This is a genomic window from Marinobacterium rhizophilum DSM 18822 (assembly GCF_000378045.1).
In the GTDB taxonomy this organism is placed as follows: Bacteria; Pseudomonadota; Gammaproteobacteria; order Pseudomonadales; family Balneatricaceae; genus Marinobacterium_A; species Marinobacterium_A rhizophilum.
Genome location: NZ_KB899107.1, coordinates 1 through 23,144, shown reverse-complemented (window position 1 = coordinate 23,144; position 23,144 = coordinate 1). Strand labels below are relative to the sequence as shown.

General features: G+C 60.6%; 20 protein-coding genes. 10 read left to right on the top strand and 10 right to left on the bottom strand.

Features of this window, described 5'->3' with window-relative positions:
* Positions 1 to 21 precede the first annotated feature (21 nt).
* Positions 22 to 1,176 (bottom strand): MalY/PatB family protein, encoded by a 1,155-nt coding sequence (locus tag F451_RS0118245; protein ID WP_020682851.1) that lies wholly within the window; start codon positions 1,174 to 1,176, stop codon positions 22 to 24.
* 330 nt (positions 1,177 to 1,506) lie between these two features.
* Here F451_RS0118245 and F451_RS0118235 point away from each other — a divergent pair, with 330 nt between their 5' ends.
* The 4 genes from F451_RS0118235 (at position 1,507) to F451_RS0118215 (ending at position 5,275) form a co-directional block, all read left to right on the top strand.
* Positions 1,507 to 3,048 (top strand): 2-isopropylmalate synthase, encoded by a 1,542-nt coding sequence (locus F451_RS0118235; protein WP_020682849.1) that lies wholly within the window; start codon positions 1,507 to 1,509, stop codon positions 3,046 to 3,048.
* Positions 3,048 to 4,034, top strand: a complete 987-nt coding sequence (locus F451_RS0118230; RefSeq protein ID WP_020682848.1) for a uracil-DNA glycosylase family protein — start codon at positions 3,048 to 3,050, stop codon at positions 4,032 to 4,034. Before F451_RS0118235 ends, F451_RS0118230 begins: the two co-directional genes overlap by 1 nt.
* An 80-nt stretch (positions 4,035 to 4,114) precedes the next feature.
* A complete protein-coding gene (gene rimI, locus F451_RS0118220) occupies positions 4,115 to 4,564 on the top strand; it encodes a ribosomal protein S18-alanine N-acetyltransferase (protein ID WP_020682846.1) in 450 nt (149 codons plus the stop codon).
* A 42-nt stretch (positions 4,565 to 4,606) separates the two neighbouring features.
* Entirely contained in the window at positions 4,607 to 5,275 is a 669-nt protein-coding gene (locus F451_RS0118215) for an energy-coupling factor ABC transporter permease (RefSeq protein ID WP_020682845.1), read from the top strand.
* An 18-nt stretch (positions 5,276 to 5,293) separates the two neighbouring features.
* Here F451_RS0118215 and F451_RS0118210 read toward each other — a convergent pair whose 3' ends face one another.
* From F451_RS0118210 to F451_RS0118190, 5 genes are all read right to left on the bottom strand, one after another.
* The gene (locus tag F451_RS0118210; RefSeq protein ID WP_020682844.1) at positions 5,294 to 5,836 is read right to left on the bottom strand and encodes a response regulator transcription factor; all 543 of its coding nucleotides are present in this window, start codon (positions 5,834 to 5,836) and stop codon (positions 5,294 to 5,296) included.
* The gene (locus F451_RS0118205; protein WP_020682843.1) at positions 5,823 to 7,091 is read right to left on the bottom strand and encodes an ATP-binding protein; all 1,269 of its coding nucleotides are present in this window, start codon (positions 7,089 to 7,091) and stop codon (positions 5,823 to 5,825) included. Before F451_RS0118205 ends, F451_RS0118210 begins: the two co-directional genes overlap by 14 nt.
* A gap of 105 nt (positions 7,092 to 7,196) precedes the next feature.
* Positions 7,197 to 8,567, bottom strand: a complete 1,371-nt coding sequence (locus tag F451_RS25990) for an efflux transporter outer membrane subunit (RefSeq protein WP_020682842.1) — start codon at positions 8,565 to 8,567, stop codon at positions 7,197 to 7,199.
* Positions 8,560 to 11,703, bottom strand: coding sequence for an efflux RND transporter permease subunit (locus tag F451_RS0118195; protein WP_020682841.1), 3,144 nt, complete (start codon positions 11,701 to 11,703; stop codon positions 8,560 to 8,562). The genes F451_RS25990 and F451_RS0118195 overlap by 8 nt, the downstream gene beginning before the upstream one ends.
* A 16-nt stretch (positions 11,704 to 11,719) precedes the next feature.
* Positions 11,720 to 12,922: an efflux RND transporter periplasmic adaptor subunit gene (locus F451_RS0118190; RefSeq protein WP_020682840.1), complete on the bottom strand. Its 1,203-nt coding sequence runs from the start codon at positions 12,920 to 12,922 to the stop codon at positions 11,720 to 11,722.
* A gap of 131 nt (positions 12,923 to 13,053) precedes the next feature.
* On the opposite strand from F451_RS0118190, the gene F451_RS0118185 reads away from it, so the two are divergent.
* The 3 genes from F451_RS0118185 to F451_RS0118175 all read left to right on the top strand — a co-directional run bounded on the left by F451_RS0118185 (position 13,054) and on the right by F451_RS0118175 (position 16,449).
* Positions 13,054 to 13,683, top strand: a complete 630-nt coding sequence (locus F451_RS0118185) for a TetR family transcriptional regulator (RefSeq protein WP_020682839.1) — start codon at positions 13,054 to 13,056, stop codon at positions 13,681 to 13,683.
* Positions 13,684 to 13,959: 276 nt separating this feature from the next.
* Positions 13,960 to 15,546 (top strand): peptide chain release factor 3, encoded by a 1,587-nt coding sequence (locus F451_RS0118180; RefSeq protein WP_020682838.1) that lies wholly within the window; start codon positions 13,960 to 13,962, stop codon positions 15,544 to 15,546.
* An 81-nt stretch (positions 15,547 to 15,627) separates the two neighbouring features.
* Positions 15,628 to 16,449: a TatD family hydrolase gene (locus F451_RS0118175; RefSeq protein WP_020682837.1), complete on the top strand. Its 822-nt coding sequence runs from the start codon at positions 15,628 to 15,630 to the stop codon at positions 16,447 to 16,449.
* Between the two features lie 9 nt (positions 16,450 to 16,458).
* Here F451_RS0118175 and F451_RS0118170 read toward each other — a convergent pair whose 3' ends face one another.
* The gene (locus tag F451_RS0118170) at positions 16,459 to 16,848 is read right to left on the bottom strand and encodes a hypothetical protein (RefSeq protein WP_020682836.1); all 390 of its coding nucleotides are present in this window, start codon (positions 16,846 to 16,848) and stop codon (positions 16,459 to 16,461) included.
* Between the two features lie 47 nt (positions 16,849 to 16,895).
* Positions 16,896 to 18,806, bottom strand: coding sequence for a beta-ketoacyl synthase (locus F451_RS0118165; RefSeq protein WP_020682835.1), 1,911 nt, complete (start codon positions 18,804 to 18,806; stop codon positions 16,896 to 16,898).
* 312 nt (positions 18,807 to 19,118) lie between these two features.
* On the opposite strand from F451_RS0118165, the gene F451_RS0118160 reads away from it, so the two are divergent.
* Entirely contained in the window at positions 19,119 to 19,775 is a 657-nt protein-coding gene (locus F451_RS0118160; protein ID WP_026291873.1) for a YiaD family glycine zipper/OmpA-like lipoprotein, read from the top strand.
* Positions 19,776 to 19,970: 195 nt separating this feature from the next.
* Here F451_RS0118160 and F451_RS0118155 read toward each other — a convergent pair whose 3' ends face one another.
* Both F451_RS0118155 and F451_RS0118150 read right to left on the bottom strand, forming a co-directional pair.
* Positions 19,971 to 20,171 (bottom strand): hypothetical protein, encoded by a 201-nt coding sequence (locus tag F451_RS0118155; RefSeq protein ID WP_020682833.1) that lies wholly within the window; start codon positions 20,169 to 20,171, stop codon positions 19,971 to 19,973.
* 107 nt (positions 20,172 to 20,278) lie between these two features.
* The gene (locus F451_RS0118150) at positions 20,279 to 21,475 is read right to left on the bottom strand and encodes a flagellar assembly protein T N-terminal domain-containing protein (protein WP_020682832.1); all 1,197 of its coding nucleotides are present in this window, start codon (positions 21,473 to 21,475) and stop codon (positions 20,279 to 20,281) included.
* Between the two features lie 101 nt (positions 21,476 to 21,576).
* On the opposite strand from F451_RS0118150, the gene F451_RS0118145 reads away from it, so the two are divergent.
* On the top strand, positions 21,577 to 22,287 hold the full coding sequence (locus F451_RS0118145) for a FlgO family outer membrane protein (RefSeq protein WP_020682831.1): 711 nt from the start codon (positions 21,577 to 21,579) through the stop codon (positions 22,285 to 22,287).
* Complete coding sequence (locus F451_RS0118140) at positions 22,284 to 22,739, top strand: LPP20 family lipoprotein (protein ID WP_020682830.1); 456 nt, start codon at positions 22,284 to 22,286, stop codon at positions 22,737 to 22,739. Before F451_RS0118145 ends, F451_RS0118140 begins: the two co-directional genes overlap by 4 nt.
* Positions 22,740 to 23,144: the final 405 nt, after the last annotated feature.

Here is a 23,144-nt window from a genome sequence, read left to right as displayed (position 1 = left end):
CGCTTGCCGGACCACACCGGCCTACGCCGGCAGGTGATTGAGCAGGGCGCTGCGCATGCGGCGTACCGCTTCTTCCAGCAGGCCGCGGGGGCAGCCGAAGTTGAGACGCATAAAACGGTCGTCGCCGAAATCCCGCCCCGGGGACATGCCGACGCCGGCCTGCTCGAAGAAGTGGGCCGGGTTGTCGAGCTTGGCGGCGGACACGTCGATCCAGGCCAGGTAGGTGGCTTCAACCGGCTCCATGCGCAGCCCCGGAATCCTGTTGATCTCCCGCACCAGGTAATCGCGGTTGTCGCGCAGGTAATCGAGCTGGCGCCGGTTCCAGGCATCGCCATCGCGGTAGGCAGCCAGCGCCGCCGTATAGCCCAGCAGGTTGACATCCGGCACGATGCCCCGGCGCACCCGGCGAAAGGTTTTGCGCAGTTCCGGATCGGGAATGATGGCGAATGAGCAGCCCAGGCCTGCAATGTTGTAGGTCTTGCTCGGTGCCATCAGGGTGATGCTGCGGGCCTCGATGTCGCTCTGCAGGGAAGCCAGTGGCAGGTGCTCGACACCCGGCTCAAGAATCAGGTCGCAGTGGATTTCATCGGAGCAGACGATCAGGTCATGTTGTCGGGCGATGGATGCCAGGCGCTCCAGTTCCTCCCGCCGGTAACAGGTGCCGCCTGGATTGTGCGGGTTGCAGAACAGCAGCAGGCGGCTGTCGGCACTGATGGCGGCTTCCAGCGCATCGAAGTCCAGTGTCCAGCGCGCGCCATGCTGCTGCATCGGGATGGTGACAAGCTGGCGCGATGACAGTCGCGGTGCGGTCATGAACGGTGGGTAGACCGGTTTGGGTACGAGGACGCTGTCACCGTCGGCGCCGACACTGCGACAGCTCAGGTTGAGACCGCAGACCAATCCGGGCAGCCATACCAGCCAGTCGGCCTCGATGTTCCAGCCATAGAGCCTGTGCATGCGGTCGATCACCAGCTGGTTGAGTTCGGCGGGTGTCTGGGTGTAGCCAAAGACACCGTGGCTGATGCGCTGTTGAAGCGCCTCGATCACGGCTGGCGGCGACATGAAGTCGGTATCGGCCACCCACATGGGCAGAATTTCACTGTCGCGGTACTTTTCCCATTTTTCGCTGGCGGTATCGCGGCGGTCGATAATGCGGTCAAAATTTTCTGGAGCCATGTTGTACCTTTTTCGCGTTTGCAGCCGGGTTGCGATCCATTGTAACGGCGCCGGGTTGCAAATAGTCAACGCGGCGTTATAGTTACGAACCGGAGCAGCCAGGTACTCCATTCCACCGTGCTATCGCAGTGATTGCCGACCCGGCCAAGGGCCTGTACGCGGACATCGCATACAGTGATTGTGGCGCGCTGAGCGACTCATTGAACGGCGAGCTGCCTGATTTTCCCACCTCTTCTATTTATATTAGTATCCTGTGAGCAGACCAGGCCGCATCACCGCCTGTGACGGCAACAACCGGGCGACGCCGAGAACCCATTTGGAGATTTCCCGATGAGCGATAACAACAGAGTCATTATTTTCGATACCACCCTGCGGGATGGCGAGCAGAGCCCGGGTGCTTCCATGACCCGGGACGAAAAGCTGCGTATTGCCCGTCAGCTCGAGAAGATGCGCGTCGATGTTATCGAGGCGGGGTTCGCCATCGCCAGTCAGGGTGACTTCGAGGCGGTCAAGGCGATTGCCGATACGGTGAAAAACAGCACCATCTGTTCGCTGTCCCGCGCGCTGGACAAGGATATCGATCGCGCCGGCGAGGCGCTGCGCAACGCCAACGCCGGGCGTATTCATACCTTTATCGCCACATCGCCGATTCACATGAAATACAAGCTGCAGATGCAGCCGGATCAGGTGGTGGAGCAGGCGGTGAAAGCCGTTACCCGGGCGCGCAACCTGATGGATGATGTGGAGTTCTCGCTGGAAGACGCCAGCCGCTCCGAATTTGATTTCATGTGCCGCATCATCGAACAGGTGATTGATGCCGGTGCGCGCACGATCAATATTCCGGATACCGTGGGCTATGCGGTACCGCAGGAATTTGCCGCAACCATCGCACACCTGATTCAGAATATTCCCAATGCCGACAAGGCGATCTTCTCGGTGCATTGTCACAACGACCTGGGGCTGGCGGTCGCCAACTCCCTGGCGGCGGTGTCGGCCGGTGCGCGCCAGGTGGAATGTACCGTGAACGGCCTGGGCGAGCGTGCCGGCAATGCCTCGCTGGAAGAGATCGTCATGGCGATCCGGACACGCCACGATACCCTGGGCGTGACCACCAATATCGATACCACCCAGATCGTGCCGGCTTCCAAGCTGGTATCCAGCGTAACCGGCTTCCCGGTGCAGCCCAACAAGGCAATCGTGGGCGCAAACGCCTTTGCCCATGAGTCGGGTATTCATCAGGACGGCATGCTGAAACACCGCGAGACCTATGAAATCATGACGGCGGAATCCGTCGGCTGGCATGCCAACCGCATGGTCCTGGGTAAGCACTCCGGCCGCAATGCGTTCCGCACCCGCCTTGAAGAGCTGGGCACCAGCGTGGCCTCCGAAGCCGAGCTGAATGATGCTTTCTCCCGCTTCAAGGATCTGGCGGACAAGAAACACGAGATCTTTGATGAAGACCTGATGGCGCTGGTATCCGATACCCGCGCATCGGCCGGCAATGAAACTTACCGCCTCAGCAGCCTCAAGGTGACCTCCCAGACCGGCGAAGTGCCCGAGGCCAGCGTCACCCTGATGATCAACGGCCAGGAGCAGTCGGCGCAGGCGGAGGGTTCCGGCCCGGTGGACGCCACCTTCAAGGCGATTGAATCCCTGGTAAAGTCGGGATCCAGCCTGGAACTGTACTCTGTGAATGCCATCACCAGCGGCACTGATTCCCAGGGCGAGGTTACCGTTCGGCTGGAGCTGGGCGGGCGCATCGTCAACGGCCTGGGGGCTGATACCGATATCATTATCGCTTCGGCCAAGGCCTATCTGCATGCCCTGAACCTGCTTGAGGCCAACGTTCAGAAGGCGCATCCGCAGGTTTGATGAACGCATCTGACCCGCGCATGCACGCTGAACAGCTTCGCCACCAGTACCTGCAGGCACTGGGCATCAGCAGCTGGCTCCCGCGCGAACCGCTGCCGGGAGCCCGCGCGTCTGACGACTGGGTGTGGCAGTTTCAGCAGGGTGCGACGAATGACTGGGATGCCGGCCAGGCCCAGGATGGCGACTATGACGACAGCAGCGCCGGCGATGCCGGTACAGACGTTGCCGCACGCAGGGATGATGCGCCCACCGGTGCTGGCCGTGCCGCGCTGCTGGACAGTCTGGATGCCGCACCCGCTGCCGTGGAAAAACCCGCTCAGGCGCCTCAGAGCCCGGTGGCGCCGGCCCATCCGGTTAAGGCCCCGGCGGCTGCGGCGCCGGTCTCTGTACCGGCATCCCCCGTTGCTATTGCCGCCGAAGGGCGCAGCGCGTTGGCACAGGCGAGCGAAACCGCCGTGCCGCGTCCCCGTCGTACCGAACAGCAGGTTGTTCCCGAGTTCAAGCTGGCGTTCCTGCCCATGGGCGATGGCTTGATTATCGACTCCCTGCCGCCGCAGTCCCGGGGTGGTTTCAGTGCCGCCCACCTGCGCCTGGCAATGTCGCTGTGGCGCGTGCTTGGCATGCCGGCGACCGAGCCGCCCAGGGCCCAGCTGTTACCTTGGCCGGCCTTCACCAGCCGCTCGCTCGATCAGGGCTGGGATCAGGCCCAAATGGCCGTGCAGCGCAAGTTTGACCTGATGTTGCAGCAGGCACCGGTTCGCTTTGTGCTGCTGCTGGGTGACTCGGCGGCGCGCCTGGTGCTGCAGTCCGAAGAGGGTGGTGATGGCATGCGCGGTCTGCTGTTCCGGCCTCGCAGCCATGTCGCAGCGCTGGCATCGGCCAGCCTGAGTGAGATGCTGCAGGTGCCAGGGTGCAAGCGCGAAGTCTGGCGGGACCTGCAGCCGCTGATCCGGCATCTTGCCGAACAGGAGCCCAGTGATGGTTAAAGTGCTGGGCCTGGAAAGTCTGGCGTCTTTACCAGAACGCCAGCCGCTGATACGACATCTTGCCGAACGGGAGCCTGCCGATGGCTGACATTCGGCCCCTTGAGCTGAATGATCTGGCGTCGCTGCACCAGTTGCAGCTGCAGTGCTTCGATCCGCCCTGGAGCGAAGAGATGCTGCGGGCGCGCCTGGTGCATCCGCGCAGTCTGAGCCTCGGTATCTTCACCGGCGGTCAACTGCACGGGTTTGTGCTGCTGAGCCATCTGCTGGACGAGGCTGAAGTGCTGGAAATCGGCGTGGCGCCGCAATATCAGCGTGCAGGGCTGGCGCGTCAGTTGTTACAACATGCGCTGCAGCAACTGGCGAAGCTGGGTATCGAGCGTCTGATGCTGGAGGTCCGGGCCTCCAATCTTCCTGCTCTGGGGCTTTATCGGGCGTTGGGGTTTGTCGAGGACGGGCGTCGCACTGGCTATTACCCTACCGCGACCGGTCATGAAGACGCGGTGCTGATGAGTCTGCGGCCCGGCAGCTGAAAGGATCTGCTCCCGGCTGGGGGCCGAAAAGAGATAACGCCTATGAGCATTACCGACGGCCTGCTGACAGGCTCAGCGCCTCTCTGGTTTCATGCACTGTTCGCCCTGATTGTCCTATTGGCCCTGTGGCGTCTGCCCTGGGGTATTCTGCTCGGCAACCGACGACTCCAGCACCTGTTTTTCGGCAGTACGGTGGCCCTGACGCTGCTCTGGATCATGCGCGCCGGCATAACGCCTGGCCTGGGTATTCACTTTCTGGGCATGACGACCCTCACGCTGATGTTCGGCTGGGACCTGGCGATCGTCTCGGCAGCCCTGGCGCTGCTGGGGGTGAGCTGGATCGGGCTGGAAAGCTGGCAGGGTTACGGTTTGAGCGGCCTTTGCACCATTGTGCTGCCGGCGCTCACCAGTCTCGGCATTCTGCGGCTGGTGGAGGCATACCTGCCAAAGAACTTCTTTGTCTATCTATTCTGCTGTGCTTTCCTCGGGTCGGCCCTGGCGGTCGCCGCCGGAGGGCTGGCGGCGGGACTTTTGCTGTGGGGGCTGGACGTCTATCCCTGGAGCCGGATCCAGCAGGATTACGTGATCCTGCTGCCACTGATCATGTTTCCGGAAGGCCTGCTAAACGGCATCCTGATGACCGGCATGATGGTGTTCTACCCCGACTGGATACGCAGCTTCAACGCGCGCATTTATATCGACGATCAGTAGTCTCCCAACTCTTGCGGGCTAACGGCTGACCGGACGCTTGAGCAGCTTGCGCTGCAGCGTGCGCCGGTGCATGCCCAGGGCCCGGGCCGTGGCCGATATGTTGCCTTGATGTTCGCCCAGTACCTTCTGAATGTGTTCCCATTCCAGCCGGTTAACCGACATGGGCTGGGTATCGATCTCGCGTTCGGGGTCGGCATCCTGCTGTGCCAGGGCGGCCAGTATCTGGTCGGCATTGGCGGGCTTTGGCAGGTAATTGCTGGCGCCGAGCTTGATGGCTTCGACCGCGGTGCTGATGCTGGCATAGCCGGTCAGTACCAGTATTCGCATATCAGGACTGGCGGCGCGCAGGTGCGGAATCAGTGTCAGACCCGAAGCGCCCTCCATTTTCAGATCGACAGTGACCTGATCCGGCAGTTGTGTTTCCAGCAGCTGCAGCGCCTGCTCAACATTCTGTGCAACCTGCACCTCGTAGCCGCGCTGGGTCATCGCGCGGGCAAGAATGCGGCTAAAGGTGGGGTCATCGTCCACGATAAGGAAATGCGGGTGCTCAAGCGTGCTCATCGGGCTGCCTGTCAGTGGGTTTGCGGGGCAGCCGGACTTCGGTCAGGGTGCCGCCCTGTGGATGGTTGTACAGCCGCACCTCGCCGTCAATGCTGGCCAGGGTGCTGGTGGTTAGAAACAGGCCGATGCCGAGCCCGCGGCCTTTTGTCGTGACGAATGGCTTGCCCAGATCCTCGCTGTGCTCCAGCGGCAGGCCGGGGCCATGATCGCGGATGCGCAGCCAGCAGTTGCTGCTATCCCAGCTCAGGGTAATGGCGATGTTGTCCGGGCAGGCATCGGCGGCATTATTCAGCAGGTTGAGCAGCGCCTGGCGTAGCGATACCGAACACAGTAGCACCGGCGCCTCCCCGGCATCGACGTGCAGCGAACAGGTGACCTGCGGGCGCATCAGTTGCCATTGCTCCAGCACTTCGTCAAGCAGGCTGTCGACGCCTTGCTGTCGGGCGCTGTTCTGTTCGTCCCGCACCGAATGCGCCAGGCTGCGCAGGCTTTGCGAGCAACTGTCGACCTGCTGCTGCAGCAGCTGAATATCCTCCAGCAGCTGCGGAGCACCATGGTGCTCCAGTGCCATCTCGTGCAGCAGTACCTGCATCGTAGCCAGCGGAGTACCCAGCTCATGGGCGGTGCCGGCGGCATGTGTCGCCAGTGCCAGCAGCTGCTGATCTTCGATGCGTTTCTGGCGCTGGAGCTCCAGCCGTTGCTGCTGATGCAGCATGTTTTCATGCATGCGGGCCACAAACCAGCCGATCAGCAGCACGGTGAGCAGGAAGTTAAGCCACATGCCGGTGATGTGCAGGTTAAGCAGTGCCTCGGTGGGGCTTTGATGCGCGTCGTGTGTCGGCCAGATGGGCATGAAGAACTGCATCAGCGAGCCATAGATGGCCACGATGAGAGCGGCCATCAGCCAGGTGTAACGCCAGGGCAGCGTCGTGGCGGCGATGACCAGCGGCACCAGCAGCATGAAAATGAAGGGGTTGCTGGCACCACCCGTCTGGTAGAACAGGGCGCCATAGAGGACGGCATCGGCGGTCAGCTGGGCAAACAATTCGGGATTGGTCACCGGCACTCGCGAATGTAGCCGGGCATAGGTCGCGGCATTGACGAGGGCCATGGCCAACAGGGGCGCGACCGCCTGCCAGCTCTGCAGTTTGGCGTCCAGCTGGTAGACGGCATATAGCAGCAGGGCCCCCAGCCCGAACAGGGCCAGGGTTCGCAGGTAGGTCAGTTGCAGCAGTTGTTGGCGATTGCCGTGCACGGTGAGCAGATTCCGGATGGAAATAATTGGCGTGCATTATACTCGCCCCCGCGCCTGGGTGTTATGGCGACGGGGGCAGGTCGATGAACCACCGGGAGGAGCCGCTCAGCTGCCGCCCAGCGCCTTGTAGAGGCTGATACGGTTGTTCAGTTCGGCCAGGCGCGTGCTGACCAGCTGCTGGCGGGCACTGAACAGCGAACGCTGGGCATCAAGGCGGGTCAGGTAGCTGTCCACGCCCTGTCCAAAGCGCTGATCGGCCAGTTGCAGGTAGCGCTCGTTCGCCGCGACCTGGGCGGCCTGGGCCGCGAGCTGGTGGTCAAACTGCTGCTGGGTATTGAGGCTGTCGGCGACTTCGCGAAAGGCCGTTTCAACGGTCTGCTGATAGGTCACCACCGCGATTTCCTGCTCGGTTCGGGCGACCTCGACATTGGCGCTGCGCTGACCGCCATCGAAAAGCGGCAGGTTCAGTGCCGGTGCCAGCAGCCAGGTGCCGGAACCGCCGGTAAAGAGACCGCCAAGGTCCGGGCTCAGAGTGCCGGCACTTGACGTCAGGCTGATGCTTGGAAACAGTGCCGCCCGGGCAGCACCGATGTTGGCATTGGCCGCACGCAGCTGATGTTCGGCGGCCAGGATGTCGGGCCGTTGCTGCAGCAGTTGCGATGGTGCCAGCGCCGGCGTAGCGGCGATTTTCACATCGGTCAGGCTCGCGGGCAGGGCCAGGTCGTCGGGCACGCGGGTACCGAGCAGCTGCTGCAGCGCATTGAGATCCAGTGTGACCTGGCGCTGGTACAGTGCCTGGCTGGCGCGGGCGGATTCGACCGTGATGCGACTCTGGGCCAGCTCCAGTTCAGAGGACACCCCAAGGCGACGCTTGTGCTCGATGAGGTCAAGGCTCTGCTGTTCGCTTGCGAGGGTGGAGTTGCTCAGCTCAAGCAGATCCCGGTCGGCCACCAGGGTCAGGTAGGCCGAGGCGACCGATGACACCAGTCCAATCTGGACGCTGCGACGGCTTTCCTGCTGGGCCAGGTATTGCTCCAGCGCCTGATCCCTGAGGCCGCGAATGCGGCCAAAAAAGTCCAGTTCGTAGGCCGTAAGACCGATACCCGCGCTGTACTGGCTGCTAATGCCTGTAACACCGGTACCGGAGACATCTGCCGGCAGGCGCTGGCGCGATCCCGACAGGCTGGCATCCAGCGTTGGCACCAGGGCTGCGCGGCTGATGCGATATTGGGCCTCGAAGGCCTGCACGTTAAGGGCGGCCAGGCGCAGGTCGCGGTTGTTCTCCAGCGCGAGGCTGATCAGGCGCTGCAGCGCCGGGTCGGAAAACACGGCCTGGCGCTGCGGCAGCTCTGCCGGGCTGGATGGCGCTTCCCATGCAGGCCCCTCGGGTGTGGCCGGTTGCTGATACGGTGGCGCCAGTGAGCAGGCGCTGAGTAACAGCGTGCAGGCGCCGAGGCTTAGCAGTCGATTAATCATGCACGCTGACCTCGGTGGCGGTGACGGCCTGTGCGGTGCGGCGTCCCGCCAGGCGCATGACCGCAACATAGAACAGGGGCACGAAGAAGATGGCCAGCACGGTTGCGCTGATCATGCCCCCCATGACGCCGATACCGATGGCGTTACGACTGCCGGCACCGGCGCCCGTACTGATGGCCAGGGGCAGAACGCCGAGAATGAACGCCAGCGATGTCATCAGGATCGGGCGCAGTCGCATGCGGCCGGCCTCGATGACTGCATCAACCAGAGAACTGCCCTGATCGTGCAGGTGCTTGGCAAACTCCACGATCAGAATGGCGTTCTTGGCCGAGAGTCCGATGGTGGTCAGCAGGGCGACCTGGAAGTAGACGTCGTTGGACAAGCCATACACAATCGCTGCCACCACGGCCCCCAGTACACCGAGGGGGACGACCATGATGACCGAAAACGGGATGGTCCAGCTTTCATAGAGGGCTGCCAGGCAGAGGAACACGATCAGGATCGACAGCGCATAGAGCGCAGGCGCCTGGTCGCCCGCCATGCGCTCCTGCAGCGACAGGCCGGTCCATTCGATACCGACACCGGCTGGCAGCTGTTGCACCAGACGCTCGATGGTATTCATGGCATCACCGGTGCTCATGCCCGGCGCCGCCTGACCGACAATGTTGATGGCCGGTGCGCCGTTGTAGCGCTCCAGGCGCGGCGATCCGTAGCTCCACTGCGTACGGGCAAACGCTGAAAAGGGCACCATGTCGCCGTTGTTGTTGCGCACATGCCACAGGTTGAGGTCCTCCGGCGTCATGCGAAAGGGGGCGTCTGCCTGCAGATAGACCTTCTTCACGCGGCCCCGATCGATAAAGTCGTCGATATAGGACGAGCCCCAGGCAATGGATAACGCATCGTTGATATCGTCGATACTGAGATCCTGGGCGAGGACCTTGTCATAATCGATCTTGACCTCAAACTGGGCGGTATCATTCATGCCGTTGGGCCTTACGCCGGTAAGGGTCGGTTCCTGAGCCGCCATGCCGAGCAATTGATTGCGAATCTCAACCAGACGTTCGTGGCCCAGATTGGCGCGATCCTGCAGGTAGAAGTCAAAGCCACTTGCCGTGCCCAGTTCCGGAATCGGCGGCAGGTTGAAGGCGAAGGCATTGGCCTCCTTGATGCCCATTAAAAAGCCCATGGTACGACCGATAATGGAATTGGCATCACGCCCGGGGGCTTTGCGCAGGTCCCAGTCCTTGAGCTTGACGAAGACAATACCGGCGTTCTGGCCGCTGCCGGCAAAACTGAAGCCCGCCACCGTGAGCACTGATTCGATATTGTCTTTTTCTGCTTCCAGCAGGTGGACACGGGTTTTGTCGAGGACCGCCTTGGTACGCTCCATGGAGGCACCTGCCGGCAACTGGACCAGGCTGAAAAACACACCCTGGTCTTCGTCGGGCAAAAAGGAGCTGGGCAGGCGCACGAAGAGTACAGCCAGCACTGCAAGCAGTCCCAGGTACAGCACGCCGTAGCGGGTGCCCTGCTTGACGATGCGTCGAACCCCGCCCACATAGCCCTCGGTGCCGCGATCGAAAACTCGGTTGAACCAGCCGAAAAAGCCCCGCTTGTTGTTGTGAGCATGGCCATCGACCGGTTTGAGCAGGGTAGCGCACAGCGCAGGCGTCAGTACCATGGCGACAAGTACCGACAGGGCCATGGCAGAGACGATCGTCAGTGAGAACTGGCGATAGATGGCGCCGGTGGCGCCGCCAAAAAAGGCCATGGGTACAAACACGGCCGACAGCACCAGGGCAATGCCGACCAGGGCGCCGGTAATCTGTCCCATTGACTTGCGCGTGGCATCACGGGGCGACAGGCCTTCCTGCGCCATGATGCGCTCGACGTTCTCCACCACCACGATGGCATCATCCACCAGCAGGCCGATGGCCAGCACCATGCCGAACATGGTCAGGGTATTGATCGAGAAGCCAAAGACCGCCATGACGCCGAACGTGCCCAGCAGTACGATGGGGACCGCAATGGTGGGTATCAGGGTGGCGCGAAAGTTCTGCAGGAACAGGTACATGACGAGGAACACCAGCAGGATGGCCTCGAACAGCGTCTGGACGACCTCCTGGATAGAGATCTTTACGAAGGGCGTGGTGTCATAGGGGTAAACCACGGCCATTTCGCTGGGGAAAAACTCGGAGAGGTCGGCGAGTTTTTCCCGCACCGCCTGGGCGGTATCCAGGGCATTGCCGCCCGTGGCGAGCTGAATCGCAACGGCGGCGGTAGGCTGACCATTGTAGTAGGCCTCGGTACCGTAGCTTTGGCCGGACAGCTCAACCCGTGCTACGTCTTTGAGATAGATTCTCGAGCCATCGGCGTTAACGCGCATCAACAGGTTGTTGAACTCCTCGACGGTGTTTTTGCGTGCCTGGCCCATGAGGGTGGCGCTGAACTGCTGTCCTTCAACCGCCGGCAGGCCACCAAGCTCGCCAATGGCGACCTGACTGTTCTGCGACTGAACCGCGTCGCGCACATCCTGTGGCGTCAGGCTGTAGCTGTTGAGCTTGTTGGGGTCCAGCCAGATGCGCATGGCGTACTGGCTGCCAAAGACCGTGACATCGCCTACACCTTCGATGCGGCTCAGGGGCTCGCGCAGCGTGGCCGTCATGTAATCACCCAGATCCTGGCTGTTCATGCTGCCATCTTTTGAAATCAGCGAGGCCACCATCAGGAAGCCGGTGGAGGACTTGGCGACCTTGATGCCCTGTGCCTGCACAACCTGGGGCAATTGCGGGGTGGCCAGCTGCAGCTTGTTCTGCACCTGCACCTGCGCCGTATCGGGATCGGTACCGCTGGCGAAGGTCAGGGTAATGGTGGCGTTACCGGTGGAATCGCTCTGGGCTGACATGTAGCTCAGGTTGTCCAGCCCGGTCATGTTCTGTTCGATCACCTGTGTGACCGAGTTTTCCACCGCCTGCGAAGAGGCACCAGGATAGCTGGCAGTGATCTTGACCGTCGGCGGGGCAATGGTCGGGTACTGGGCGACAGGCAGTGTCAGGATCGACAGAGCTCCCGCCAGCATGATGACGATAGCAATGACCCAGGCAAAGATAGGGCGGTCTATAAAAAATCTGGCCATTCAGGCGCGCTCCTGGTTAGTGCTGGTCGGCGGCGGGGGTGGCCGGCGCATTGTTCTGGGGCATCTCTTGTGGCGTGTTCTGGGCACTGATTCGCACGGTCATGCCCGGGCGGACCTTCTGGATTCCCGCAGTGATGACGCGCACACCGTCTTCAAGGCCGGATTCGACCAGCCACTGGTCATCGATTGCACGGCTTATGCTGATATCACGCAGCGCTACGGTGTTTTCGGCATCCACCGTCATCACCGTTGCGCGGCCATTGGGTGTGCGAGTGACGGCTACCTGTGGTACAAGCAGCCCCTTCGGGCGTTCGCCTTCAGTCACCTCGCCACGTACAAACATTCCGGGTAACAGGAACTGGTTGGGGTTGGGTACTTCGGCACGCAGGTTCACCATGCCGGTACTTTCATCGACGCTGACGTCGGCGAATTGCAGCAGGCCCTTCTGTTCGTAGGCGGAGCCATCTTCCAGCAGCAGGGTGATTTCCGCCTTGTTGTCGGCCACTGTAACCAGGCTGCCATCGGCGAGGCTGCGTTTGAGACGCAGTAACTCTGTGGTGGATTGGCGCATGTCGACATAGAGCGGGTTAAGTTGCTGAATGCTGGCCAGGGCCGTGCTCTGCTCGGCGGTGACCAGAGCACCTTCGGTAATGGCGGATTTGCCAATGCGACCGTCGATGGGGGCTTTGATCTCTGTGTAGGCCAGGTTGATGCGGGCGGCATCCAGTTGTGCCTGGGCAGAGGCAATTTCGGCTTGCTGCTGCTTCAGGCTCGCCTGGGCATCGTCGTGATCCTGGGTGCTGATCGCATTCACCTTGACCAGCTCTGCATAGCGCTGGGCCTTGAGGCGGGCGCTGCTTTCAGCGGCGCGTGCCTTGGCCAGAGCGGCGTCTGCTATGGCCACTTCGGCCTTGTAGCTGGCGGGGTCTATGCGGTAGAGCACCTGCCCGGCCTTGACGTCCGAGCCCTCCGAGAACAGGCGCTCACGGATAATGCCGCTGACCTGGGGTCGAACCTCGGCGATACGGTAGGCGCTGGTGCGACCGGACAGCTCGGTGGTCAGGCTGACCGGTTGGCTGTTAAGTGTTACCACGTCAACTTCAGTGGGCATGGGTGCGCCCATGTTTGCGTTGGCGGTTTCTGAACTGTCGCAGCCGGCCAGCAGGGTGCAGGCCAGTACAGCAACGGTCAGCGTACGGCGGATTGGAGTGTTTAGCATAGGGCACCCTGTTTGGTTGAACTGCCGAATCGCAGGTTTTGCGTTGGCAGCGGATTGGCAGTCAGTGAATAGATGCGTATGATACATACAAACATGTATGTATGTAAATTATCAGGTGGCGGAAAAATATTATGGTGCGTCGCACAAAAGAAGAAGCGCTGGAGACCCGTAACAGTCTGATTACTGCGGCGCTGGAGCAGTTTTGTGAAAAAGGCATTGCCCGCACTACGTTGTCGGACATCGCGGCGGCTGCGGGGGTTACCCGTGGTGCCTTCTACTGGCATTTCAAGAACAAGGCGGAGCTTTTCGAGGCCTTGTGGGCGCAGTTGCGCAACCCGCTGGAGGAGTTGGCTGATAGCAGCGAGAACCCCGAGGAGCAGGAGCCTGTTGAAAAACTGCGCGATCTATTGGTGCTGCTGCTGCAGACGGTGGTCAGTAATTCGGTGCACCGGCAGATCTTTCGCCTGATGATTAATCGCAATGAGCTGGAAGGTGACCTGCGAGAAATTGGTGAGCACATGCAGCTCATGCACGGGCAGTTTCGGTCGCGCATGGAACGCATGCTCGCAAACGGGGTTAGCCGCGGCCAATTGCCGGCGGACCTGCCAGTCGATCTGGCAGCCTTTATGCTGCAATCCATGATGGATGGCCTGATCGCCAACTGGATGGATAGCGAAAAGAAAGTGGACATGCAGGCGGATGCGCCGGTGATTGTCGATGCGGTACTGGTCATGCTGAGATGCGGTCTGGTGTCACGGTAAAGGTTACGGCGGTGTTCCTTGAGAGCGTTGTCTTGTGCGGGGTCCATTTTGGATCCAGAGGACAGTCTGGGCTGTCTGCCGAAGGGAATTCATCCTGTTTCCCTGAGTCGGCAGGGCAAACGATGCTTCAGGGCGTGCATTGATTGTGTATCCGCTCAGGATCGGGGAAAATGGGTGCAATTCCCGACCACCGCCCAGGATGCCCAGGCCGTAACCCATCGACACCAGGGCCGGCACGCTGTGGCCATTCTTGTACTGACCAGAAGATAATTATTGATGTCCAGCTCCCCCGTTCAGAAGGAAGTCTCGCAAAGACGGACTTTCGCGATCATTTCCCACCCCGACGCCGGCAAGACCACCATCACAGAGAAGCTGCTGCTATTGGGACAGCTGATCCAGAAGGCCGGTACTGTAAAGGGCAAGAAAAGCGACCGCCATGCGACCTCCGACTGGATGACCATGGAGCAGGAACGTGGTATCTCGATCACCTCCTCGGTGATGCAGTTCCCGTATAACGGCCGTACCGTCAACCTGCTGGATACGCCGGGACACGAGGACTTTTCGGAAGATACCTACCGTACCCTGACGGCGGTGGATTCGGCACTGATGGTGGTGGATGGCGCCAAGGGTGTCGAGGACCGCACCATCAAGCTGATGGAAGTATGTCGTCTGCGGGATACGCCGATCTTTTCCTTCGTCAACAAGCTCGACCGCGATATCCGCGATCCCATTGAGCTGCTGGACGAAATCGAAGAGGTGCTGAGCATCGAAGCGGCCCCCATTACCTGGCCGATCGGCATGGGCAAGGAATTCAAGGGCGTCTATAACCTCTACACCGATGAAATCCATGTCTTCGAACCTGGCAAGGGGTCGGTACTGTCCGATGACATCCGTATTCAAGGAATCGATTCACCCCAGGCACGCGAGCTGCTTGACGATATCTATGACGATTTTGTCGAGGAAATGGAGCTGGTACGCGGTGCGACGCATCAGTGGAATCAGGAAGCCTTCATTGCGGGCAAGCTGACGCCGGTGTACTTCGGTACCGCCCTGAGCAACTTCGGCGTGCGGGAAATGCTCAACGACTTCGTCGAGTGGGCGCCTGCGCCCGCTGTCCGCCAGACGCAGAGCCGTCCGGTGGAAGCAAACGAAGAAAACTTCAGCGGCTTCGTGTTCAAGATCCAGGCCAATATGGATCCCAAGCACCGCGACCGTATCGCCTTCATGCGCGTGTGTTCGGGCAAGTACGAACGGGGTATGAAGATGCGCCATACCCGTATCGGCAAGGATGTGAAAATCGCCGATGCGGTGACCTTCCTGGCCGGTGATCGCGAGAATGTTGAAGAAGCCTGGTCGGGCGACATTATTGGCCTGCACAACCACGGCACCATTCAGATTGGCGATACCTTTACCGCCGGCGAAGATCTGAAATTTACCGGTATTCCGCACTTCGCGCCGGAAATGTTCCGCCGTGTGCGGCCCAAGGATCCGATGAAGATGAAGCAGCTGCAGAAAGGCCTGCAGCAGCTGTCGGAAGAGGGGGCGGTACAGCTGTTTCAGCCGCTGAAGAATAACGACCTGGTGCTGGGGGCCGTTGGTCAGCTGCAGTTTGATGTGGTGGTGTACCGTCTGCTGGACGAATACAAGGTCGACTGCGTCTATGAAGGCGTCAGTGTGCAGACAGCCCGCTGGGTTGAATGCAAGGATAACAAGATGCTTGAGGAGTTCCGTCGCAAGGGTTACGAAAACCTGGCGATTGATGGCGGCGGCCTGCTGACCTATCTGGCACCGACACGCGTCAACCTGAGTTTGACGCAGGAGCGCTGGCCGGATATCGCCTTCAGGGCAACACGCGAACACTGATGTCGGCTAGCCGTGCCTGAGCTCTTTGGGCGCTCTAATTCGAGAGGGGTCGCGCTGTGATTCCAGTCGTGAGGGTCTGTGATGGCGTCCGAACCGGATCTGTTTGACAGTCATTGTCACCTGGATTTTGAGGCCTTTGATGGCTGGCGGGACCAGGCGCTGCTTGAGGCCCGTCGCGTTGGCATTCGGCAGATTCTGCTGCCGGGTGTAACGGCGCAGCACTGGCCGAGGCTGCTGCAGTTGTGCCGCGATCAGTCCGCCGCCGACACGGCGCTTTATCCACAGCTGTACCCGGCCCTGGGAATGCATCCCTGCTTCATGGCCCATCACTTTCCAGAACATCTGGCTCTGCTTCAGCAGCGCCTCGCCGCGCGCGAGGCGCTGGCAGTCGGTGAGATCGGCCTGGATTTCTTTATTCCCAATGCCGACAGAGAGTCCCAGCAGGCGCTGCTGGAGCAGCAGTTGCAGCTGGCCCGGCGGTTCGACTTGCCTGTGCTGCTGCATGTGCGCAAGGCCCATGACCAAGTGCTGAAGATGCTGCGTCGGCTCGCGTTGCCACGTGGTGGCATTGTGCATGCTTTTTCCGGCAGTGAGCAGCAGGCGCGTATCTATATGGATCTGGGGTTCAAGCTGGGTTTTGGTGGGGCGATCAGTTATGACAGGGCAACCCGCTTGCGGCATCTGGCGGCGAATTTGCCGCTCGAGGCCCTGGTGCTGGAGACCGATGCTCCGGATATGCCGCTGGCGGACTGGCGCGCCGAGCCTAACCGGCCGCAGCGCGTGGCTGACGTGCTCGCGGTCATGGCGACGTTGCGGGCCGAAACGGCCGAACGTATTGCTCACCAGACCAGTAACAATGCACGCGAGGTGCTGGGGCTGGAATGTAATGCGCCGGTTGGCTGAGGCCGGGAGTTAGTTGTTCTCGTTGGGGTAGAGCCAGTCGTGGATGCTGTTGAGCGTATCCCAGGCCACGGTGGTTTTGTCGTTCATCGGCAGCATGTAATAACGGCCGTTCTCATCCGCCGGCGTGGCGCTGTAGCTTGCATCGGCGGGCTTGAGTATCATTTTTGCCAGGCTCAGCGGGTAGTTGGGGGGCGTTAGCTCCTGCCCGTAGGCTTCCTCGATGGGGTCAGCCATGAAAATGCCGGGGGCGACCAGTGCCAGTTCCAGACAGTTATCCGAGGTACCGCGGCACAGTTCCAGGTAGCGTGCGTCCAGGGTGTAGAAATCTTCCTGCTTGGTCTCAAGTGCGAGGCAGCCGCTCAGGGTCATGGCAGCGGCGAGGAGAGTAACGAGGCGCATGGTGATTCCTGTGTCCTGTCTGTGATAGCTGTGCCGGGGCAGGAGCCTCAGCACATGTCCTTGAAGGGGTTGTCTTCGATCAGGCTGACCGGTAGCTCGTAGCCGGGCAGGCGCACTTCAAAATTGCTGAATTGCAGATCGCTGCCCTCCAGCACATCGTTGTCGTAGCGGTAGATCGGCCGGGTCAGGCCCTTGCTGGCGGCATCCTCATAGGCGGCGGACGCCACAAGGGCAGCCTCGCGCTGCTGACGCCAGCGGGTCATCGCTTTGGCGCCGTGGCGGCGTTCCAGCAGCTGCTCGGTGGCCGTGGGTGAAAGCACCGGGGCGCTTGCGTTATTGCCGCCAAAGCCCTTGGCGTTGAGCAGCACAGCATCCATGCCCTGGGAGCCAACTTCCAGGTGCTGGTGCGAAAACAGCAGGTTGCTGCTGTTAACGTCGTCGGCGATGTGCGGCGTGGTCTGAATGCCGGGAATATAGCCGTACTGCCAGGTACCCAGCGACATCGTTAGCTGGTCGCCGCCGGCAGTGCCCTGGGAGTGACCAAGGTAGGACTTGATCGCCGTCACCGGCCAGGATTCGATATCGAAGGCGCGGGCAATTTCGTTCAGCACATGGGATTCGGTGACGCGGTTTTGCGGCGTGCTTGTGCCGTGAGCCTGGACAAAGCTGCGCTGGCGCAGGGCTTCGTCACCCAGCAGGGTTCGCACCATGCCGGCGGCCTTGCCCAGGCACAGGTAATTGCCGATACCGGGAGCGGAAATGGACTTCTTGTAACCGTCGGCATTGACGAACACATCCGGCACCGAGCCAAAAACCTGGCAGCCCATCTCCAGTGCCAGGTCATCACTCATTAGCAGCACAAACTGGCTCGATTCACCAATGGTGAAGCCGCAGTTGTTGGCGAAGGGGCGGCAGGCGCGACGGTAGTCGTCATCACTAAGGCGGGAGAGGCCGTCCAGGGCCAGCAGGTCCTTGTCTTCGGCCAGGGCGCCCATGGCGCGAAAGCCTTCGATTATCTCCGGTGTGACGGGCGCGTCGCTGCCGCCGACCAGAGCGACTTTGCGGGCGCCGCTGCGAATATCGTTGACGGCATTGCGCAGGTTGTAGAGGAAGGTGGCGCAGGCGCCCAGGGCACCACTGGTGACGCCGACGTTACCCAGTACATAGGCATTGACGAAGTCGGCGGGCATCTGGGCGTAGCCCAGCGGCATCTGCTTGGACGTCGTGCGCTTGCCCAGGGATGGAAATTTGGTCAGGCCGCCGAAACCGAAGTCATCGAGCTGACCAATGGAGTTGCTGGCATAGACGCCTATCTGGTCCGGTCGAACCCGTGCTGCTATGCGTTCAAAGGGGACGCCACTGGACTGCAGTGCATCCGAGGCGGAAAAAATGGTCATCTGCAGGCCGCGTGGATGATTGCGCGACTGGTACAGCGTGCCCGGCGCGAACCCGGTGGGCAGCATGCCGGCAGACTGTACCTGGGCGGTCTTGGTATCGGGGAAAATGACTTCACAGCGCCCGCTGATGGTCACTTCCATCTGGCCTGGCCCCAGTGGGCGTACGGTCCAGTTGTCCGGCACCTGCTGCGGCATATGGCGGGTCCGCAGCTGAAAACGCAGCGGTTCATCACCGGCCTGAATGTCGGCGGGGCGGTTGAACATCACGGCATCAACATCGAACCAGTCAGGGTGAATGCGCCGGATCAGGGTGTTATCGATGATTTGCTGTCCCACCTCTATCAGCAGATCATCCAGCGTGACGGCGTCACCGTCGGCGTTGAGGTATTGATCATCCTTGTAGCTGGCCAGATTCATCAGCGTGGCGAGGCTCAGCAGCGTCTGTCGACGACTGTTCGCATCGAGCTTGTCAAGAATCACGCGACGATAGGCGTGATGTGATGAGGCTCGACCAGCCGGATTGATACCACCAAAACCGACAATGACAGGCAGCTGAGACAAAGGGGACTCCTCGGTAAGAACGAGCGCTGGATTTTAAAGAGGACAGGATCAGGATATGACATTTTATCGGTTGTTCGCCGGACTGACTAGCGCTAATCCCCCCGCGCAACCTGGCAGGTCGTCAATAGCTTGTGGCAGACGGTTGCCTGCCTGCACAAAAAACCTATGCTAAAGGGGTTATGGAAGTGCATGCAGGTGTATGGTGAAGGTGCATTGCCGGACAAGGCTTCAGTACCCGTTAATGCAGCACGTTTAGAATGGACTTTGAGCCGCCCGCAATCGGGCGCAACAGCTGGAGTTGGATTCACAATGATGAAAAAAGTAGTTACAGCGACGATGTTGGTAGGTGTGCTGGCGGGTTGCACGACGCTTGACCCTTATTCTCGCGAAGAAAAAACAGCAAATGCGACCAAAGGTGCCGGTATTGGTGCCGTCAGTGGTGCCCTGCTTGGCGCCGCGGTGTCCAGTCGCAAGGATCGTGGCAAAGGTGCCCTCATCGGCGCCCTGGTTGGCGGTGCCGTTGGTGGTGGTGTCGGTGCCTACATGGATAAACAGGAGATGGAGCTGCGCCAGCAGTTGGACGGTACCGGTGTGGGTGTGGAGCGCGTCGGCGATGATATCCGTCTGATCATGCCCGGTAATATTACCTTCCAGACGGGCAGTGCTCAGCTCGATACGGGCTTCTATCCCGTGCTGGACGATGTTGCCTTGGTGCTTAACAAGTTCAAGGACAGCGCTGTGGGTGTCAATGGTTATACCGATAGCACCGGCTCTTTTGAATTCAACCAGAGCCTGTCAGAGCAGCGTGCTGCCAGTGTAGCCAGCTACCTGGCGAGCCGAGGTGTATCCCAGATGCGCCTGACGACACAGGGGTATGGCCCGCGTTACCCGGTCGCGGATAATGGCTCGGCCGCAGGCCGCGCGCAGAACCGTCGCGTTGAGGTGTACATTCGCGGTACCGCGAGCTGATAGATTAACTGGCGGCTTTACCGATGACGTACAGGTGCGTCATTGGTGGGAGCGGGCTGTGCCAGGCGAATCGGTCTGGCTGAAATTTCGCTGTTTCTTCTTTGCGCGGCTCATAATCAAAAGGGCCCGATCATTTGATCGGGCCCTTTTGCGTGCTGTCGGCAGTAACTGGAACTGCCGCGCAACAGGAATGCTTCAGGCTGCTGACTGCTCGGCCTGAATGGTTTCGAATCGCGCCAGCAGGGACTGCAGGCGACGCGTCGATTCGGACTTTTCTGTTTCCAGCGCATCTTTCGCATCGCGCAGTTCGGTGACTTCCATGCGCAGAAGCTCAACTTCTTCCAGCATTTCCTCAATTTTGCGTTCCAGCAAAGCGAACATTTCTGTCTGTTGCATCTTGATTACAATCCTGATCCAAGGGTGGATAAAGCGGCCTAGTATAGGGAAAAAAATCGGCCGGGCCTATTGTCGATATTCAGCGACCTGAACAGTTCTGTCGTGGTTTACTGGCTGCTGACGAGGTCGCCGCGCTGAATGTTGAATACTTCGCTGTTGTTGCCCAGGGTGCCGCTGGCGGACAGCGCCTGTACGTCGTCGACAATCAGGGTCTGACTGCTGTTCTCGAGGCTGTTACCGTGCAGCCGGTCAAGTCGCAGCAGGCTGAGCCTGTCGCCCTTGGCAATGCCGGCATTGGTGCCGGCGTCAAACCAGATACGGTTATTGTCCACTCTGGATATGGGGGCGCGAAAGGGCAGGCAGGCCAGTTCGTCACCCAGCTCCTGGGCTACCTTGTCGAGCAGGTCCCGGGTTTTGCGGCCGTAGTCCTGCTGCCAGAAGGCTGCGGTGGCAAAGCCGGTGCGCTGCTCCATGGGCAGATTCCAGAGTCCCTGGGTTTGATACTGGTGGCTGAGCAGCAGTGCGCCGGACAGGGCGTCATGCACGAACAGGTCGAATGCAAAGTTGCGCAGGTAGCGTTCATCCTGGCGCTGCGCCCGGTTGATCCAGTGCTTGATAATGTTCTGTTCGCTATGCACCGCAGAATTTTGCATCGATAGATCGCGCACAACGCCAGATATTATATATTGTGGGCCCAGCTGCCCACTCTGGGGTAGCCACGTTTGCAGCCTGCCATTATCGAGCTGGCGCGTAGGTGCAGACTTTGGATTATCGATAAGGCGAATGCTGCCAGCATTGAGTGCATCCAGGCGGGGGTTCAGGTTCAGTGCCTGGCTGAGATCCAACGCCAGCGCCTGTTCGATGTTGCCGAGGCTGCCGAGGCTGGCATCCTTTGGCCGTTGCAGTGTGAAGGCGGTAACGGCCAGGCTGTTGCGGTACTGGTGAGCGCTGTCGTTGCTGCAGCCCTGAGTGCTATCGACATCCGCACTGATGCGCACCAGTAGCCAGTTGCCCTGGCGCTTTTCATCCAGAAGCTGCACGTTGCGTACCTTGCCCACGGCTGCCATGTGCAGGTTGTCGATGTCCAGGATTCCATCAGTAATCTGCTGGTTGACGCTGATATAGGCGCCGGCCTGAAGGGCGGCCTGCTCAGTGGCATCCTGGATGGCAGCGCGACGCGCCGAGGCCAGATCGGTGCCGACGATAATGGCGCGCCCTTCGGCCTGCATGGACTGGGCCTGGACCTGGGTGCCCAGGGAAAGCAGCAATGCCAAGCCTGTAATGCGTAACAGAAAACTAAACATGTGCGCTCTCGGGCCGATACTCTTGGGGCAAAGGTATGCAATTTGAACGAGCCTTGCAAATGTACCGCTGCTGGCTGAGGACTTAAGGACGGATGACAACAATGAAACGACTGGCTGTGGTGCTGTTGCTGGCGATAACAGGCTGTGCTGTGCAGGAGCGCCCCCCCGTGGCTGTGCAGGTAGAGTCCTTTGGTGAGGGCGCCGTGGTGCAGCTGCAAGGCCTGGGTGCTGGAGGGGTGGTGGGCTCGGGTGCGATACAGGGCAGTGCCCCTCTGAGTTTTCTGAAGTCGCAGGGGCTTGCCGATCCGATGAGTGAGGCGGTGGCGCAGATGGCGCGGCAGTTGTCGGTCGGCTTGCAGGAGCATCGGGTCAAACGCCTGCCGATGGCGGTATTGCCCTTTGTCGAGTTGGCCGGTGATACGGCCGAAACAGCCACCGATCTGCTGGGCGAACGTGTGGCGGAAAACTTTATCTATCAGATGCAGCAGGCGCAGTACAACCTGATTGATTATCGCGCCCTTAGTTTGACGACCACTGAAAAGGCGCCGCTGTCGCGACAGAATCTTTCTGCGCTGTTCAGTCGCAACCGCATTTATTTTGTTTTGACCGGTACTTATGTTCGCTATCCGGATGGCATTGTGCTGAATGCGCGGGTACTGGATACCACGACACGCCAGGTACTGGCGAGTGGGCAGACTCATGTACCGGATTCACGTCTGGAAGGTGCTCTGCCTGGATATGACGCGCTGCAGGCGCTGGAGGCGGGGATGATTATTGAGAATAGCCGTGGACCGTTGGGGCTGCAGCAATGAACTTGAAAACAGATTTCAGATCGGGCCTGTTGGCTTTCGCGTGTCTATTGCTGACGGCTTGCGGTTCGCTGCAACAGGGTTGGCAGGGAGGAACGGCCCCCGGTGCTGAGCTGGATGAAGTCACGATACGGGCGTCCGAGCGGGTGACGGCGACAGGGTATGCCCCCATCAGCCTGCAGCCCGGTCAGACCGAGCAGCATCGTGTGCTGCTGGCCATGCGGGCATCCAAGTTGCGGGCCTATCAGGAATTGGCCGCCGTGGTACACGGGCAGTACCTGTATGGCACCACCCAGGTGAATGACATGATCGTGCAGAACGATCGCTTTCGTGCCGCGGTGGCCGGTATTGTGCGCGGGGCTCGGGTGGTGAAAACCTACCCGGTGCAGGATGACACCTATGCTACGACGCTGGAACTGGACCTGAGCCAGGTGCAGCGCGCCTGGGTGGAGTAGGGGCTCGCTCCGCGAGCGAACAAACCGCGGTGGCGGATCAAATTCGCCCGAAGGCCGGGCTCCCGCAGGCTTAAAGGCCTGTCACTCACTCCTTTGTGCTTGCCGCCTGAAAGCGGGCGAGCTGCTGTTGCGCGCGGGGCTCGGGTGGTGAAAACCTGTTCGGTGCAGGATGATACCTACGCCGCTATCCCCGCAATGCTGGAGCTGGACCTGAGCCAGGTGCAGCGCGCCTGGGTGGAGTAGGGGCTCGCTCCGCGAGCGAAAAAACCGCGGTGCCGGATCAAATTCGCCCGGAGACCGGGCTCCCGCAGGTTTAAAAGCCCGTCACTCACTCCTTTGTGTGCACCGCCTGAAAGCGGGCGAACTGCTGTTGCGCGCGGGGCTCGGGTGGTGAAAACCTGTTCG